The following is an 18,182-nucleotide window of genomic DNA, read 5'->3' as shown; positions in this document are numbered from 1 at the left end:
TCCCCCTGTTTATTTCCAAGAAAAAAATTGGAGATTAATACTTATTAATTTTAAAAAAAAATAAGGAAGTAAATCAGATTCACGAAAATTGGAATACTGGAGTTTTTGTTTATTCTATCCTTATTATCTTTACCCTTAATTAATTTAGTAAGTTTTAGAATGTCTTTTATTAAAAGGTCAGTAGCCCTCACAGCCTTATTTTCCCTTTTTTATCTTTCAAGTTTTGGCCAGGCCAAATTTCAAAAGTCGCTTGTTTTCTCCTATGAAAATGGACCTTTACTTGGAAATGGAAAAGAATGGGCTGAGGAAATCAAAAAAACTGAATATTTTACAGGGATAGACATCCGGATGGAATGGAGGAAAATAGAAAATACCTTCTTCAATTACCTCTATAGATATCCTAGTATGGGTATTGGATTTAGCTCTATGACGAGATATTCCAATCAATTGGGAAGACCCATGGGAATTTATGGTTTTATTGAAATGCCTTTTTCTCGTCAAGCTATCTATCAGAATTTTTATTTCAGTTATTTTGGTCAAATAGGGTTGGGCTTTAATATTAAGCCATACGATCCAGAATCAAATCCACTTAATCAATTCGTAGGTTCCAATCTAAATTCCTACATACATTTAGGTTTCAAGGCCAATTATAAACTTTCGAGTCGAGTAAGCCTGATTGGTACTATAGGATTAAAGCATTTCTCAAATGGAGCGATCAAAAGGCCAAATGCCGGAATAAATTATATTCCTATTGGGATTGGAGTAAAAACAAATTTGGGATCGGTTCATCCTCTTCCTACGGAGGCAGTCAATTATCCGGAATTGGAAAAAAGAGGATTCTGGAATATTGCCATGTATTTGGGATATAAAAATTATGAAATTGATGAAGGTAGCTATTTTAGAGGTGGCGTAGGAGTAAATTACCTTTGGGAAGCTTCTTACAAGTACCGTATAGGCTTGGGCTTAGATTGGTTTTATGGAGCTGGTATCAAAGACCGGTGGCCAGGTGAAAACACTAATTTTTTAGATGCCAACTCTTTTGCAATCGTGGGTTCTTGGGAATGGAAGATCAACAAACATTTGTACGCTCCAGTAGCAATAGGAGTGTATTTGGACAGGTCAAAATTCAATTATGAAACGACTTGGTTTTATGAACGCGTGGGAGTAAGATATCGTTTTGATAACCATGTGTTTATGGGCGTTCAAATTAAGGCGCATAAAGCAAAAGCAGATTTTTTCGAGTTTACTATGGGTTATACGATTCCAGGTAAAGTTCAATATAGCCATTCCAAATAGCAGTAAGATTCCCCATTAATCACAAAATATTTTTATTTGAAGCTGTCATATTTTAGCTTGTAATGTTTTATCAAGCCCATTTATGACCAAATCGATATTAACGCGTGCTTTTGCACTGATCTTAGTTCTATTTTCTTTCAATATTTCTAACGCACAGTCCGTTTCCTCCTCTCACCTTTATCAGAAGTTGCAGCAGATAAAAGAAACGAGACGGGTATTGTATGTTGCAGCTCATCCTGATGATGAAAATACGCGGTTGATCTCTTACCTCGCAAATGGGGAAAATTTGCAGGTGGCTTATTTAAGTATGACTAGGGGAGACGGAGGTCAAAATTTAATTGGGAAGGAACTAGGAGTGAAGCTTGGGCAGATTCGAACCCAGGAGTTACTGCAGGCACGAAAAACAGATGGAGGACGCCAATATTTTTCAAGAGCAATTGACTTTGGCTATACAAAAACTCCAAATGAAACTTTTCAAAACTGGCCAAGAGAACAAGTCCTTTCTGATGTAGTATGGGTGATTAGAAATTTTCAACCAGATATTATCATTACCCGATTTAATACTATTCCTGGAGGAGGAAACCATGGACAGCATACTACTTCTGCAATTTTAGCGGGAGAGGCTCTTTCAATTGCGGGTGACCCTTCAGTATTTCCCGAACAACTTCAATACGTTGATCCATGGAAACCAAAAAGGGTATTTTGGAATACGTATAATTTCCGTGGAGAATTTGAAAAAGTAGAAGGGGAACAATACTTTGAGTTCCCTACAGGTGACTACAATCCATTGTTGGGTGAAACCTACAGCCAAATCGCTGCTGATAGTCGTACCATGCATAAATCTCAAGGTTTTGGAAGTACGCCTAGAAATGGAGGGGCATTGGATCATATACAATTTGTGGCAGGTGAGCCAGCTAAGGACTCTGCATTTGATGGGGTTAAAAACCGTTGGGAAACGCTTGAGGGAGGTCAGGAAATTGAAGTATTAATTGATGAAGCGTTAGCATCGTTTGACTTTATTCAGCCCCAAAACAATCTTGATAAACTACTTTCCATTAAAAAGAAGTTGAATGAAGTTCCTAATCCAGCCATTTGGGTAAAAGAGAAATTGTCGAGTATTGATGATTTGATTTTATCTTCATTAGGGATAGAAGCAGAATGGATTGTAAACCAGGAAATAGGCTATCCCGGAGAGGAAATTACCACCAATTTAGAAATTACTAACCCATTAGATAGTCAATTAAAAATCATTTCATTTGAGAATATTGCAGGGATAAATCAAATTGATAAAAATCTGGAGTACAATGTGTTAATGGATGTGGATCAAAAAATTACCCTTCCTACCAATGTTCCTCTTTCCCAGCCCTATTGGTTAAAAGAACCAACGGATGGAGCACTTTATCATGTAAGTAATCAATTGGATATTGGAAAGCCTTTTGATGACGATCAGCTCCAAGGGATTTTGAATATGGAATACCAAGGAAATGCGATTTCTATTAATCTTCCATTAACCTATAAATACAATAGCAGGGTAGATGGAGAGGTTAAACAGCCTTTTACTGTGGTTCCAAAAATTGACATATCTGTTTCTAAAGAAAATGTCATTTTAGTGGACGGGGTAGACCAGGATTTTTCAGTGACTGTTCATTTTTCTGATAAACTGGAAGATGGAGAATTGATATTTGAAAATTTAGAGAAGAATCAATATTCCATTATTTCCGTAGAAACCAATGAGTTGAATAAAGAAAAAGTATTTCAGGTACTTTTTACTTTGGGTAGCAATCAGAAATTGACTGTGACAGCTAATTATGTCACTGAATCGGGTGAAGTTTATAATCAGACAACCAATCGAATTTCTTATAGTCATATTCCCAATTTGACCTATTTTAGTCCTTCTTCAATCAATTTGATCAAAGCCGATTGGGAAATATCCGGAGATAAAATAGGCTATATTGAAGGTGCTGGTGATGATGTGCCAAGTGTATTAAGTTCTTTGGGATATCAGGTTACCTTGATAGGTGCGGCTGATTATTCATTGGATTATTTAAGCCAGTTCAAAGCAGTGGTGGTTGGGATTAGAGCCTATAATACCAATACAGATTTAATAGAAAATCATGAAATTTTGATGGACTATATTGCCCAAGGTGGCAATGTGATTGTCCAGTACAATACCACAGGTGGATTGTTGTCTGAAAATATGGGGCCTTACTCATTTCAACTGAGTAGAGATCGTGTAACTGTAGAAAATTCTCCTTTTAAGGCGAATTGGAGTCATCCTATTCTAGCTGGTCCTAATAAGATGGATGAAGCAGATTTTGAGGGTTGGGTTCAAGAAAGAGGCTTGTATTTCGTTACAGATATTTCAGAGGAATACAGTACTCCTTTGCAATTTCAAGATCCAGATGAACCATTTATGAATGGCTCATTGATCTATGCAGAATATGGAAAAGGACATTATGTTTACACTGGGATTTCCTTTTTCAGAGAATTACCGGCTGGGGTTCCAGGTGCAATAAAATTATTCATAAACTTAATCGAACAATAGTTTTGGAAGAGAAACCGATACGTTGGAAAAACTTATACATAGGACTATTGGCTAGTCTATTAATAATTATTGCATTGTTCACTTGGATTCAAAATGCCTACTCATGAGTTTAATCGATTGGATTGTTTTATTTGGAACGCTAGGAACAATAGCTGCTTATGGAGTTTATAAAACCTACCAACAGAATAGCTTAGATTCTTACTTGAGGGGGAAACATTCCATGAATTGGTGGACCATTGGTTTGTCAATTATGGCGACTCAAGCTTCTGCAATTACATTTTTAAGTACACCAGGTCAGGCCTATGAGGATGGGATGCGCTTTATTCAATTTTATTTTGGACTGCCTCTTGCGATGATTATCATTTCAGTGAGCTTCATCCCTATTTACTATAAATTAAAGGTCTATACTGCGTATGAATATTTAGAAAATAGATTTGACCTCAAGACTAGGACACTAGCAGCTTTATTGTTTATTATTCAAAGAGGCCTTGCTGCAGGTATTACGATTTATGCTCCTGCGATCATTCTATCTACTTTGCTGGGCTGGAATTTAACCTGGACCAATATATTGATTGGTACCTTGGTAATCGTGTACACGGTTTCCGGCGGAACTGAGGCGGTATCGATTACTCAAAAGCAGCAAATGGCTGTAATGATGGGTGGAATGATCCTTGCTGGGATAATTGTGATACAAATGCTTCCTATTTCTTTTCAGGAAGCGATGCATGTTGCGGGAAAGATGGACCGTTTAAACATGGTTAATTTTGAATTTGATCTAGCGGATCGATACAATGTTTGGTCGGGGATGACTGCAGCCGTTTTTCTATTTTTATCCTATTTCGGAACAGATCAAAGCCAGGTTCAACGGTACCTTTCAGGCCAGACTCTGTCTCAAAGTAGGATGGGGTTGATTATGAATGGTTTTCTTAAAATCCCGATGCAGTTTGTTATCCTGTTTATTGGAGTAATGGTTTTTGTTTTCTACCAGTTTTATCAACCTCCTGTGGTGTTCAATAAAGTGCAAACCGACAAATTAAGAGAGAGTGAATATGCTGCGGATTTTGAGCTTTTAGAAGAAAAATATTCTGCCAATTTTAATGAAAGTAAGGCTTCGTATCAGGAATTACTCTCCGCGATCGATCGGAAAGATGTGGCATCTGAAAATCAAATTCAGCAAGAATTAAAAGTTCTAAAAGAGGAACAAAAACAGATCAGGGATGAGGTCAAAGAACTAATTGTCACTAATGATCCTGTTGCCGAAACCAGAGATACTGACTACGTGTTTATGCGATTTGTGATGGATAATCTGCCCAAAGGGGTCATAGGTTTATTGTTTGCAGTAATCTTCTCTGCAGCTATGTCTTCCAGTGCTTCGGAATTGAATTCGTTAGGCTCTACCAGTACCATTGATTTATATAAGCGATCGATTAAAAAAGATGCCTCCGATAAACATTATTTACATTCATCTAAATTCTTTACTGCTTTTTGGGGTGTCGGGGCAATTTTATTCGCTACCTATGCCTCTTTATTTGAGAACCTGATACAAGCGGTTAATTTATTAGGATCGCTATTCTATGGGACAATCCTCGGGATTTTTATAGTAGGATTTTTTATGAAGTGGATCAAAGGCAAAGCGGTTTTTATTGCGGCCTTGGGCTCTCAGGCGCTTATTCTGCTAATCCATTTTAGAAATGGACTGGGGTTATTTGATTTTGTCTGGAATATTGGGTTTTTATGGTACAATGCGATCGGTTGTTTGGCCGTCATGTTATTTGCAGCCATTGGCCAATTAATGATTAAAAAGTAAAACAGAAAGAAAAGTAAAACTCAAAAAAAGGGAATTATCGAACCGATAATTCCCTTTTTTATTCCCTCTTGCTTAATTATTTCAGGGATTGAATCAATCGTTCATTTAAACCTATATAATCTGGATTTTGAGCTTCTTCGGCTAAATCAATGGATTCTTTAGCAGATTCAATCGCTTCAGTTTTTAGACCCAATGCAACTTCTATTTTAGCCTTTAGGTGGTAGGCCCAATATTTAGGCTCAGCCTGTACGGATTCCTGAATCCATTCATATGCTTTATTTAAATCTCTTCCCGTATTCAGGTAATAGCTTGAAGCTTCGTAGAGTAAGGAAGGGTTATCAGTATCTTTATCTAAAACATATTCTTTAATTTGAGCCATTACAATAGGGTCTGAGTCCATGGAAATATGGAAACTCGCACTGGTTTGATCCCAAGCCATAGTCAGGTCTGCTCCTTTATCTGTCATGTTAGTAAAACTGATTTCAAAAGTCTCATATTCTTTTTTTGTCTTGGTTGGGGTGACATCAAATCTGATTATATCCTCGTCTGGATTATACCCAATAGCTCCCCAGAGTTTGGTGTTTTTCGACAAAATGATGGTCCAAGATTTCTTGTCTGGAATGGAATACAAAGCATACTGGCCTTTTGGAACATCCTTGCCATGGATTTTTACATCAGTGGAAAAGCTTAAAATGGTAGCTCCATTGGCTCCCGTCCTCCAAATCGCTCCGTAGGGAACAAGTTCACCAAATATCTTCCGGCCTTTTTTACTGGGCCTACTATAGGATACCGAAACATCAGTTAATCCAACTTTTTGTGCAATCTTGGCAGATGGTGATGCTTGAGGCATTTCAATTTGCTGTGCAACGAGTTGAAAGTCAGTTATTAGAAGGGTAAATAGTAATAAATTAAGAAAAGCATACTTTTTCATATACAGTAATATGTGTTATGTAAATTAAATCGAATTTTCTCTCAGAATATTTCTAGAAATCCTGTAATTTCATGTAAAATCATGAGATTTTGTAATGAAAGTATCAGTAATTTCGTTTTTAGTATATTATAATTAAATGAAACCTATCTAGGTTATATATTTTTCAATTATTATGAGTTTAGCTATTATTTGTCCAGGGAAGAACGCTGATCCTTGGATCAAGGTTTTAAAGGATCAAGACCCTGAATTAGAAGTTCAAGTCTACCCTGAAATTAATAAACCGGATTCGGTGGAAGTGGTCATGTTGTGGAATCACCCAGCAGGTATTCTTTCATCTTTTCCAAATTTAAAATTGATCAGTTCCATGGGAGCAGGAGTTGATCATATTTTGAGAGATAAATCTGTGCCAGAAAATATTCCAGTCGTAAGAATTGTGGACGAAAAATTAACATTTTCCATGACCAATTATGTCATCATGGGGGTATTGAATTTTCATCGGCAATTTACAAGGTATCAACAAGATAAAAAGCGGAAAGTTTGGGATATGAGCAATCCTGAAATAGACGTTAAAGTTGGTGTGATGGGAGTGGGGGCTCTGGGAGGTGATGTATTGGAAAAACTTGCATTTATGGGGTTTGAAGTGGTAGGTTTTGGGTTTTCAGAAAAAGAAAATTTTCCTTATCCCTATTATTCCAAGGGCCAATTGAATGAGTTTTTGGAAACAGTAAATGTAATTGTTTGTCTTTTACCTCTGACCTCAGATACAGAGGGGATTTTAAATATTGAACTATTTAAACATTGTAGAAAAGGAACCTTTCTGATTAATGTTGCAAGAGGTAAGCATTTGGTAGAGGAGGACTTGATCATTGCCTTGGATAAGGGGTACCTCTCTGGAGCTCTTTTGGATGTATTTAGAACGGAGCCTCTGCCCAAAGAGCACCCTTTTTGGGAGGATACAAGAATTCTATTCACGCCGCATATTGCTAGCGTAACCAATCCTAGTGCTGCTGCTCCACAGGTAGTAGATAACATACGTAGAATACAAACCAACAAGCCATTGAATAATCTTGTTATTCGAAAAAGAGGCTATTAAAATTTTTAACTATGTCCAATACTTTTACAATTATTTGCCCTACAGATTTTTCTGAATGTTCTTTAAATGCAATTGAATATGCCGCAAAATTGGGGGAGTTTTACCAAGCCGACTTGCTGCTTTTCCATGTTTTAAATAAAAAGGACTATGAAAAGCTTTCACCTTTGGATTCGAAAGGTTACCATCAAGAAGAGTTTATAAAGGAAAAAATGATCAATCTTCAGCAAGCTGTTTTAAAGGAGAGTTTACCAAAGGGATTAAAAAGCTGCTCGATCTCCTATAAAAATGGAAAGATTGTTCCTACGACTTTGGCAGAGACAGAACACATCAAAGCAGATATGATTGTGATGGGTACTGAAGGCACCAATGATTTGAGAGAACATATTATTGGGTCGAAAACCAGTAAAATTGTAGAAGAATCCAGCACGGATGTATTTGTGGTTCCAAGAAAAGTATTTTTCAAAAAGCCCCGCAAAATGGTATATGCATCTGATTATTTAGAAGAGGATAAAATTGCCATTCAAAAGGTCATAGAAATGGCTCGGTTTTTTGATTCTGAGATTGATATTGTTCATGTAAGTAGTACCCATAAAGCCATTGATAAGTCCCTTCATAAAGAAATGGTTAATGAAATTACTCCATTTGTAAAATATGATAAAGTCAGTTTTGTACTGAAATCCTATCGGGATGATTTAGCCTTGGGCTTAGAAAATTACCTTCAAACTTCTAAAGGAGATGTATTGGTAACCTTGAGTAAAAAGAAATCTTTTTTTGACCAGATCTTCGCAAAAAATCTTTCAAAAAAAATGGCTTATTTTATCAATAAGCCATTATGGGTAATCAAGTCTCTTTAACTATTTCTTTTTAAAAATTCCTTGGATAAAATCTTTAAATTCTGACCTAGTCTTCGGATCTGTAAAAAGTGATCCCAAGGTCCGGAAGTAATAAGACACTGTTATCTTATTAGGGATTTTCTTGGTTTCATCAGGAGATTTTTCCGTTTTTTCGGCAGGAGGTGTTGGAGGCGTTTCTGGTTTTGATTCAGGTTGAGGTCTACCTACCAAGTCATCTGCTTTTTTAAAGCTTTTTTGAGAACGTTCTTTATAACCAAGTTTTTCTTCTACAAGTCCCTTATTATTGAAAGAAACTGCATCTTCTGGGTCTAGCTCAATTGCTTTTTCATAATCTTCAATCGCACCTTTTAGATCCCCAATTCTATCTTTAAAATAAGCCCTACTGCTATATCTGTAAGGGTTTTTAGGGTCAAGATTTGCAGCTCGGTCAAATTCTACCAAGGCTTCTTCATCTCTTTTTAATAAATGAAGAACCACTGCTCTGTCTGAGATATAATTTGTATTGTAGGGGTCAAGCTCAATGATGATATCAAAATCGGCAATAGCTTCTTGGGTTTTTCCTAATCTAGATAATATCCTTCCCCTGAAAAGGTGAAATTCTGGATTAGTCTCTGAATTGGAAATCAAGCTATTAAATAGGGTCAGTGCCTCTTCAAATTTTCCAGCCTTGTATAATTCTATTCCTTTCTCGAAAGTCATTCTTTTAATTTTATTCAGTAATACAAAGTTAAGGCAGGAATAGTTTACCAAATAATCTTTCTGATGTTTTTGCACCCAAACCAATCGGTCTATTATCTTTAAGCTTTAGAGTTAGCATAATTCATGGCCCAATCACCCCAAGCTGTACTTAAAGATCTAAAAGCGAAAAAGTTTGCCCCCATTTACTTTCTAGATGGAGACGAACCCTTTTATATTGATCAAATCACTGAATATATTGAAAAGAATGCCATCGCTGAACATGAGCGGGGGTTCAATCAAGTGGTTTTGTATGGAAAAGACAGTAATGCAGGGCTAATATTAAATAATGCTAGGAAGTTCCCAATGATGGCGGAGCGCCAGGTAGTGATTGTAAAGGAGGCTCAAAGTTTACCGGATTTAGGAAAAGAAGAGTCCCAGAAACTTTTGATTAGTTACTCCCAAAACCCGCTTCCTAGTACGATTTTAGTTTTTGCACATAAATATAAAAAGCTGGATAAAAGGACACAGCTGTCCAAGGAATTGCAAAAAAATGCAGTCTATGTGACTTCTGATAAAGTTCCGGATTATAAATTGACAGATTGGGTTATTCAGTATTTTAAGGATATTGGACATGATATTGAACCAAGAGCTGCCCAATTTTTAGCTGATGCCATTGGCAACAACTTGGAGGTAATGACAAATGAGGTAGGGAAGATGCTCATCAATTTCCAGGAATCTACAAAATTTACAATTCCTGATATTTCAAAATATATAGGGATCAATAAAGATTACAATAACTTTGAACTACTCAAAGCTATTGGGATTAGAGATGCAGAGAAGTCCAATAGGATCATCCACTATTTTATCCAAAACCCTAAATCCCACCCGCTTATTCCACTTTTTGCGCTGATGTATAATTATTTTTCAAAGTTGGCATTAATTCATCAGGCAAAAGGAGCTACAGATGACCAGATAGCATCCTTGATCGGTGTTCCTCGATTTGTGGCCAAAGAGTACCTGCAATCCGCCCGTAACTACAAATTGGGCAAGGTAATTGATGTGTTTACATACATCAAAGAGGCAGATCTGCGTTCTAAAGGGGTTGACTCTGGTAGTATGACGCATGGTGAAATCCTCCGCGAACTCGTGTACAAGATTTTGCACTGATTACCGAAGCTAATTTTAAATAAACCAAAAGAATTTGCTGTTTGAGTGGCTTTTCTATTTCCATTGATTAGGAGATAGTTAGACTCAGAGTTGATTTTTTTGGGTGCTAAAACCAACTACTGTCTATGAAATATTACCTGATGCTATTTGCTGGATTGGGGTTGAGTTTGGATGTTTATTCGCAATCCACGCTCTATCAAACTAGTCCACAATATTCCTTAGATCATCAGATTGAGCTATTTGAAAAGCAATTTTTTTCTGCTTCATTATACGATAACACTCGTCTTTTAAATGAAGATTTGTCCAATGAGCAAAAAAAATCTGCGGAATTGAATAGAGCGATGTCCGCTTTACAGGTTGGAAGTCCAGATGGTCCAGGATTAATGAAATCTTACATCTATGATCATGGGAATCACCCTTCAGTTACTTCTGCCGGTTTGTATCTAGGGGATCATTTCTTCTATAAAAGAAATTATACCGAAGCTAACGAAAGTTATGCATTGGTAAACCCAAACAGCCTTGGAGATGAAAATCGAGCTGACCTGTATTTCAAACAAGGATTTGGGCATTTTCAAATGAAAAATTATGGACAAGCAGCTCCATTTTTTGACCAAGCAAAAGTCTTGAATACCTCAGTCAGTCCAGATGCTTACTATTATAGCGGGTACATGGCAATGGAAAGTGGGGATCATGAAAAAGCAATTTCGGATCTCCATACGGCATCTCAAGATGTATTTTACTCAGGGAAAGTCCCCTATTTATTGGCTGCACTTTATTATAATACAGGTAGCTATGATCAATTGATCAGTTATGCAGAGCCTATGTTTGGTAGAGGACAGCAACTAGAAAAACCTGAAATCATTCATTTGTACTTGGCGGAAGCTTACTATGCCAAACAGGATTATTTAAATGCCTCCAGTCACTATGAATCGTATATCAATTCCCGAAAAGGGACATTGTCCAGAGAGGAGATCTATAAAGCTGGAATTTCCTTATTTGAAATTCAAAACTACCCACGGGCTGCCGAATATCTGAAAAATTCAGCTTCAGCAAATGATGAATTAGGACAAGCAAGTAGTTACTACCTGGGACATGCCTATTTGAAACAGGAAAATTATCAGTTTGCTTCCACAAGTTTCGCTGCGGCTTCCAAGGCTGATTTTAACAAACAAATTCAGGAAGATGCATTGGTTAATTATGCAAAAGTAAATCTTCAAAAAGGGAGTTTTCAAGCTGCTATTGCGGCCTTAGATGAGTATTTGGATAAGTATCCAAATGGAACTCATAAAGCTGAAATGGAGACCTTGCTTTCGGAGGCATTAGTCAACACCAATGATTATTTAAGGGCGATTGAACAAATGGACCGAATTACCAATAAGTCTCCAAGAATTCAATCAGCATATCAAAAAGTAGCCTTTTATCAGGCCATGGTATACTTCAGGGATCAAAGATGGGATGGAGCAATTGCCTATTTGGATAAGTCTTTGGCTTACCCTGTTGACCGTACTATTGTCTTGGAATCTCATTTTTGGAAAGGAGAAGCTTATTCTGCAGGGGGGGAGCTTCCTCTGGCAATTAATTCCTATGAACAGGCGATTTCTTTGGGTCGTAGTACCTCTAGTTCTTATTTGACCAAAAGTCTGTATGGATTAGGATATGCTTATTTCAATTCACAGAAATACCCTCAGGCTGAAGTCCATTTCAAAACCTACACCGATCGGTTGAGAGGCCGTGATAATAAAGAAAATTACGACGATGCTATGCTCCGATTAGGAGATTGCTATTACGTGCAAAAGAGATTTTCAGAATCTGCTGCGGTATTCCAACAGGCAATTAACGAAGGGAATTCAGGTATAGATTACGCTTATTATCGATTAGCGGTAGTACAGAATTTCCAAACAAGAAATCAAGAAGCTTTATACCAGTTGGATGCTTTGATTTCTAGGTATCCGAGCAGTTTGTATTACGAAGATGCATTATATCAGAAGGGACAGATTAACATGGAGGAGACTAATTACTCTGAAGCTTCCCGGGCCTATTCTGATTTGATTAATGGAAAACCGAATTCACCATTTGTTCCATATGCACTGGAGGGCAGAGCAGTTGCTAATTTTTCCATGCAGAATTATGATCAGACCATCCAGGATTATAAAACCATTTTGGATAGACATCCCAATGCGCAAAATGCGGAAACAGCCTTGAAAGGCTTGCAAGAGACGTTGGCTTTACAAGGACGATCGGGTGAGTTTTCGGATTATTTGGCACGATACAAAGGCTCCAATCCATCCAATACAAGTGTTCAATCTCTAGAATTTGAGGCTGCCAAGAGTATGTATTTTGATAAGAATTATACTCAGGCTTCCAGAGCTTTTGAAAGTTACTTAAGAAATTATCCTCAATCCGCTCAAAAGGCAGATGCCTTGTATTTCTTGGGTGATTCCTACTTCCAGTTGGGAAATAAGGATCAGGCATTGGCACAATTTAAGTCCTTGGAAAATGAACCGGCATCACCTCAAAGAGTGAGAGCAATTCAACGAATTGGTGGAATTGAATTAGAAAACGGGAACTTCGAACAAGCAATTCCTTACCTCCAAACTGCTGCAGAGAATGCCAGAAACAAAATTGAAGAGGCCGAAGCGGTGCAAGGATTGATGGTAGCGAATTTTGAAACCAAGAAATACAATCAGGCCATTGCCAACGCGGATCGTTTACTGACCTTAGATGGTATAATTCCAGAATCTACTCCTAAAGCTTTGCTGACAAAAGCAAAAGCGGAACGTGAGATGGATAAAAAAGTAGATGCCGAAACTACCTTGATGACTTTGGTCAATGAATATAAAACAGAGCAAGGGGCAGAAGGTCTGTATTGGCTAGCCTATTCATTTCAGGAAAAGGGAGATGTAGCCCAATCCAATGAGACCATATTTGATTTCTCCGGACCATTTGTAGACTTCGGATATTGGTATGGAAGGATGTTTTTACTCTTGGCCGACAACTATGTGACACTTGGAGAGGATTTCCAAGCCAAGGCAACTTTGGAATCTATTGTGGAGAAATCTACGAATGAAGAAATAAAATCTATGGCTCAAACTAAACTTCAAACTTTAAACTAAACCATGAAAAGGCTAGTAAAATTAATTCTATTTGGAGGAGCATTTGGTTTAACAACAAGTTTGACTTTTGCTCAGACTCAATCAAGAGGAGAAGTAACTGATCAGGAATTTATCATTCGTAAGGACCGCGTACTGACTGTTCCTGTTCAGCCGAGAGTTTATGAAAAATTGCCTGTTTTACCTCAGCCAAAAGGCTTGGCAGACTTTAACTATAGAGTAAATAGGTATCCGTTGACTTTGGAGCCTTTGGTTTTAGAAACTACTCCTATCCAGAAACCTTTTAGAGCTCCCCAACTTGATTTATACCCTGGTTTTTTAAGAGTAGGTTATGGCAATTTCGCATCCCCTTTGTTGGAGGCAAGGTACATGGGGACTGAAGTTGATGTTCTTAACTTCTCTTTGAACTTAGGGCATCAAAGTTTTGGAAAGGGACCTGTTCAAGGGGAAGAGTCTAGTGAAGCGCATACCAATTTTGGAGGGGATATCAGTTATTTCGCAGATGTGTTTGAATTGTTTGGTGGGATAGATTGGAATCAGGATCGCTATTCATTTTACGGGGTAGATCCTGTGAATTTTGAAAATCCAGAATTTGAAATTCCTGATAATGTATTTACCTCCTTTTCAGTAAAAGCTGGAATCAGAGACATTGAAAAAGTAGGGCCATTTTCTTATGAAGTACAGGCAAGCTATAGAAACTTTAATGACAGTTACATGGCTCGTGAAAGTGAAATAGGGGTGTCAGGTTTAGGGGAGTTTAGACCAAGTGAGGACTGGAAAGGTCAAGTAGGAATATCTTATTATACGACCAATCCCGAAGATTTAGATTATGCTAAGACGAGAACGTATTTGGGGATTCGCCCTGAGGTCCAATATACTACAGGAGAATTTAGGATCTCTGCTGGTTTAAATATCATATCAGAAAATGATTCAATAGAGGATAAATCCAGTGATTTCAGAATTTTTCCGAATCTGAAAGCTTCCTATCAGTTTGCTGAAGAATTTGGATTCTTCGGAGAATTCTCAGGAGATGTAAAAAGAAACACCTATTTCAGTTTTGTAAATGAAAATCCTTATTTAGGCCCAAGTGAGCAATTGTTGAATACGATCCAAAATTACAAAGTTGAAGGAGGGATAGAAGGTCAATTTCAGGAGGCATTTCATTATCGCGCAGCAATCAATGTCAGTCGATACAATAACCTGAGCTTTTTCGTGAATAACTATACCAATAATTTGGTAACTACTGACTCTTCCAGATTCAGTTTAGTTTATGACGATAAGAGTACTGTATTCAATATTAATGGAGAGCTTGGATTTAAATTTTCAGATGTCTACTCTTTAGGATCTAGGTTAGACTTGTATCAATATGATTTGAGTACGCAAGCAGAAGCATGGCATCTACCAACGTGGGAATTGCGAGTTAATAACCAAGTGACTCCCATAGAGGGACTTTTGGTACAGGCAAATTTGAATTTCATGGGTGGTTTGAAAGCCAGAGGGAATGACTTAAGTGACATCATGGGTGAATATGGACCTTATGAGGTCGTGAAGTTAAAAACCATTGCCGACTTACAGTTGAAAGCCGATTACCAAATCACGAATAGATTTGCTGTTTTTGCGGAAGGAAATAATATATTGAATGGGAAAAATACCCGCTGGTTAAATTATCCTGTAAGAGGGATTCAATTAATTGGTGGAGTTTCTATGAAATTCTAGGAATGTTTCATTCTCGGGTTGGGGTTTAGCCTCATTTCTTTTAGTTTCGTAGCACTCAATTTGATTATGCCGGAAAATTCTCCTGAAAATAGACAATGGACTGACCCAAAAGATTTTGGACTTCCTTATGTGGAAGTGACTCCCTTAACTCCTTTGGGTGAGGAAAAAAATGTTCCTGAAAAGGAAGAGCAACAAGTGGTGACGCTTGCTACCGACAACAAGTCTCAAGAAAAGTCCATTCAGGAAACTGAACCTGCAAAAGAAGAAGTAGTGCCTGCTACAGCACAGGAAGTTAAAACCGAATATCCAAAAGAGGAACAGGTAGCGCAGAAGTCAGAGGAAATTCATCAAGAAAAGCGAATCATTGCTGAACCTGAGAAGAAGAAAAATTCTTGGGTAGCAGCAGTAGTAATACTAGCAGTTCTGGTAGTTGCAGTGATTGTTTTGCAATTAATGAGTCAAGGAAATGGTTCTAATTCCTCCGGAAATCAAGTAGCCCAACAACCATCCCCACCTGAAGTACCTATGGAATCTCAGGTAATTCCAGAAAATACACCAACTGAAGAAATTCAAGCCGCTGAAAATCAAGATTCTATTCCAAAATCCAATTCTTCTTTTGAAGAACCTGTGGAAACTCCGCAAACTGGTACAACTATTGATCGTACTGTAGCTGAGAGTTTGATCAGAGTAGAGAGTAGAGGAGAGACGCCACAATATTTTATTGTGGTGGGAAGTTTGCCCAATGAAAGAATGGCACTTTCAGAGTCTACTCAATACATGGATCGCGCGAGTTCAGTTTATCTGATCTTGCCATACGAAGATGTGAAAAACTATCGTTTGGCTATAGGGTCCTTTACTAGCTTTAGGAAAGCCAGTGAGGAACTAAACGCGATCAAAGATCAATACACAGAAGCTTTATGGATTTTGAAATATTAATATGATTCTACTTCAAACCCTTTCTGTTGCCGATTCACTGGCAGCAGCGGACAGCCTTGCGGAAGGCGCTACAAAAGAAAGTATCGGTTTATTAGATCTTTTGATCAAAGGAGGCTACATGATGGTCCCCCTTTACCTGCTCTTTATTTTGGCAATCTTCATATTCTTTGAACGATTGATTACCCTGAAAAAGGCTTCTAAAACTCCAACTTCTTTAATGGATCAGATTAGGGTATTGGTTCAAGGAGGCAAAATAGAAAAGGCAAAAATGCTTTGTGCAAGTGAACAAACGCCGGTAGCTAACATGATTGCGAAGGGTATAGAGCGAATAGGAAGCCCCTTGAAAAACATTGAGGTTTCTATTGAGAATGTGGGGAAAATTGAGATTTATAAATTAGAGAAGAACCTCAATCTTTTGGCAACCGTTTCAGGTGCTGCCCCAATGATTGGTTTCTTGGGTACGGTTGCTGGGATGATCCAAGCTTTTATCGCGATCGCTCAAGAAGAAGGCATGGTTTCTCCAAAATTGTTGTCAGAGGGGATATATGAGGCAATGATTACTACTGCAGCTGGGTTGGTTGTAGGTATTATCGCTTATTTAGGGTACAACTACCTGGTTTCTCAGGTGTCCAAGTTGGTTCATAGTATGGAATATACTACCGTGGAGTTCATCGATTTACTACAAGATAAATAAGATGGGATTACAGTCTAAAAATAAAGTTGATCCTGCATTCAGCATGTCTTCCATGACAGATATTATATTTCTGTTATTGATCTTCTTTATGCTTACATCCTCTTTTATTACTCCTTCAGGTTTGCCGGTCAATTTACCTTCTAGCGAGACTTCAGACATCGTCATGCAGGAAGTTTCCGTTACAATAACAAAGGACTTTAAATACTCGGTAAATGATAAGATCGTTCCGAGAGAAAATATTAAAGCCGAATTAACGACCTTATTGAAGGATAAGAAAGGGCAGGTGGTGTTGCATATCGATAAGGAAGTACCTGTTGAATACTTAGTTGAAATTGGGGGTATTGCTGCCGGATTGGAAGCGAATGTCTCTATCGCTACTAAACCATTTTAAATAATGCAGTACTGGGACGCAGATAAAGAAGAATCACAAAGCAAGAAAAGGGCATGGATAATAACCATTGTCTTTAATGCTTTGCTATTGATTGCATTCTACTTTATTGTGGTTTGGAAACAACCTGTACCACCGCTTCCTAGTTTTGGTTTGGAATTGAATTTAGGTTTTACCCCTACAGGATCAGGGGAGAGAGACAGCCCAAATGCACCCTCCGAAATACCTACTCCTGTAAAAGAAGCTGCTGCTCCAGGAGAAATTGCCGAGAAAGCAGTTACCAAGCCTGCTACACCTACTCCAAGCCCTAAAACAGAGGTTGCTAAACCAAAAGCACAAACTCAACCAGCGATTAATAAAGCGGTGACCACTAAACCTTCTCCCATCAAAGGAGAAGAGAAAGCAACAGAACCTTCAAAGAAACCAGAACCCGCTAAAACGGAACCTGCAAAGACAGTGACTACACCGGCTAAGGCGGAAGCAGAGGAAACCACGCAGAAGGCGCCTGAAAAACCAAAGGTAGATCAACGAGCTATTTTTGGAGCTGGAGGAACTTCAGGTAAGGGCACTACGCCTGCATCAGGTGGTGCTCAAGGCTCCTCCAATGAAAAAGGTGATGAAGGGGACCCTAAAGGAACGGTGGATGGTAGAGCTATCATGGGAACAGGTAGTGGGAAAGGGACCAATCCAGGTAATGGAGTAAGCCTAGACCTTGCAGGGTGGGAGTTTGGAAATAGACCCAATATCAACGATCGTGTTTCCACTAGAAATGGTCGAATAGTATTTAAAATTACCGTGGATGATGCAGGACGTGTAGTTCAGGCAGTTCCATTGGAATACAATGTGTCTAATGAAGTGCTTGCTTATTACAGACAAGTTGTAAACCAGATTTCATTTAAAAAACAAGGGGGAGCTGCTGCTGACTTCTCCACAGGAAAAATCACCTTCATTATCAAAGTGGACTGAT

14 protein-coding genes are annotated in these 18,182 nt (G+C 38.0%); 12 read left to right on the top strand and 2 right to left on the bottom strand.

Annotated features, from left to right (window positions below; genetic code table 11):
* The first annotated feature begins 159 nt into the window (after positions 1-159).
* From JYB62_RS05270 to JYB62_RS05260, 3 genes are all read left to right on the top strand, one after another.
* A complete protein-coding gene (locus JYB62_RS05270) occupies positions 160-1,296 on the top strand; it encodes an acyloxyacyl hydrolase (protein WP_205644367.1) in 1,137 nt (378 codons plus the stop codon).
* Positions 1,297-1,378: 82 nt separating this feature from the next.
* The gene (locus tag JYB62_RS05265) at positions 1,379-3,841 is read left to right on the top strand and encodes a PIG-L family deacetylase (RefSeq protein ID WP_205644366.1); all 2,463 of its coding nucleotides are present in this window, start codon (positions 1,379-1,381) and stop codon (positions 3,839-3,841) included.
* 103 nt (positions 3,842-3,944) lie between these two features.
* Positions 3,945-5,648, top strand: coding sequence for a sodium:solute symporter (locus tag JYB62_RS05260; RefSeq protein WP_205644365.1), 1,704 nt, complete (start codon positions 3,945-3,947; stop codon positions 5,646-5,648).
* A gap of 76 nt (positions 5,649-5,724) precedes the next feature.
* Here the strand turns inward: JYB62_RS05260 and JYB62_RS05255 are convergent, their stop codons facing one another.
* Positions 5,725-6,498 carry a DUF2911 domain-containing protein gene (locus tag JYB62_RS05255; protein ID WP_317194629.1) on the bottom strand — a complete coding sequence of 258 codons (774 nt, stop codon included), beginning with the start codon at positions 6,496-6,498 and terminating at the stop codon, positions 5,725-5,727.
* 253 nt (positions 6,499-6,751) lie between these two features.
* Here JYB62_RS05255 and JYB62_RS05250 point away from each other — a divergent pair, with 253 nt between their 5' ends.
* Positions 6,752-7,672: a 2-hydroxyacid dehydrogenase gene (locus tag JYB62_RS05250; RefSeq protein WP_205644363.1), complete on the top strand. Its 921-nt coding sequence runs from the start codon at positions 6,752-6,754 to the stop codon at positions 7,670-7,672.
* An 11-nt stretch (positions 7,673-7,683) separates the two neighbouring features.
* Positions 7,684-8,526: a universal stress protein gene (locus JYB62_RS05245; protein ID WP_205644362.1), complete on the top strand. Its 843-nt coding sequence runs from the start codon at positions 7,684-7,686 to the stop codon at positions 8,524-8,526.
* Here the strand turns inward: JYB62_RS05245 and JYB62_RS05240 are convergent, their stop codons facing one another.
* Positions 8,527-9,225 (bottom strand): tetratricopeptide repeat protein, encoded by a 699-nt coding sequence (locus JYB62_RS05240; protein WP_205644361.1) that lies wholly within the window; start codon positions 9,223-9,225, stop codon positions 8,527-8,529.
* 123 nt (positions 9,226-9,348) lie between these two features.
* On the opposite strand from JYB62_RS05240, the gene holA reads away from it, so the two are divergent.
* The 7 genes from holA (at position 9,349) to JYB62_RS05205 (ending at position 18,181) form a co-directional block, all read left to right on the top strand.
* Positions 9,349-10,371, top strand: coding sequence for a DNA polymerase III subunit delta (gene holA, locus JYB62_RS05235; RefSeq protein WP_205644360.1), 1,023 nt, complete (start codon positions 9,349-9,351; stop codon positions 10,369-10,371).
* A 125-nt stretch (positions 10,372-10,496) separates the two neighbouring features.
* Positions 10,497-13,484 carry a tetratricopeptide repeat protein gene (locus JYB62_RS05230; RefSeq protein WP_205644359.1) on the top strand — a complete coding sequence of 996 codons (2,988 nt, stop codon included), beginning with the start codon at positions 10,497-10,499 and terminating at the stop codon, positions 13,482-13,484.
* A gap of 3 nt (positions 13,485-13,487) precedes the next feature.
* Positions 13,488-15,197 (top strand): TonB-dependent receptor, encoded by a 1,710-nt coding sequence (locus JYB62_RS05225; RefSeq protein WP_205644358.1) that lies wholly within the window; start codon positions 13,488-13,490, stop codon positions 15,195-15,197.
* A gap of 66 nt (positions 15,198-15,263) precedes the next feature.
* Positions 15,264-16,133, top strand: a complete 870-nt coding sequence (locus tag JYB62_RS05220; RefSeq protein WP_205644357.1) for a hypothetical protein — start codon at positions 15,264-15,266, stop codon at positions 16,131-16,133.
* A 1-nt stretch (position 16,134) separates the two neighbouring features.
* Positions 16,135-16,827 carry a MotA/TolQ/ExbB proton channel family protein gene (locus JYB62_RS05215; RefSeq protein ID WP_205644356.1) on the top strand — a complete coding sequence of 231 codons (693 nt, stop codon included), beginning with the start codon at positions 16,135-16,137 and terminating at the stop codon, positions 16,825-16,827.
* Position 16,828: 1 nt separating this feature from the next.
* Positions 16,829-17,218: an ExbD/TolR family protein gene (locus JYB62_RS05210; protein WP_205644355.1), complete on the top strand. Its 390-nt coding sequence runs from the start codon at positions 16,829-16,831 to the stop codon at positions 17,216-17,218.
* Positions 17,219-17,221: 3 nt separating this feature from the next.
* Complete coding sequence (locus tag JYB62_RS05205; RefSeq protein ID WP_205644354.1) at positions 17,222-18,181, top strand: energy transducer TonB; 960 nt, start codon at positions 17,222-17,224, stop codon at positions 18,179-18,181.
* Position 18,182 lies beyond the last annotated feature (1 nt).

Source organism: Algoriphagus lutimaris, from assembly GCF_017051705.1.
Lineage (GTDB): Bacteria > Bacteroidota > Bacteroidia > Cytophagales > Cyclobacteriaceae > Algoriphagus > Algoriphagus lutimaris.
This window is presented reverse-complemented; position numbering and strand designations above follow the sequence as displayed.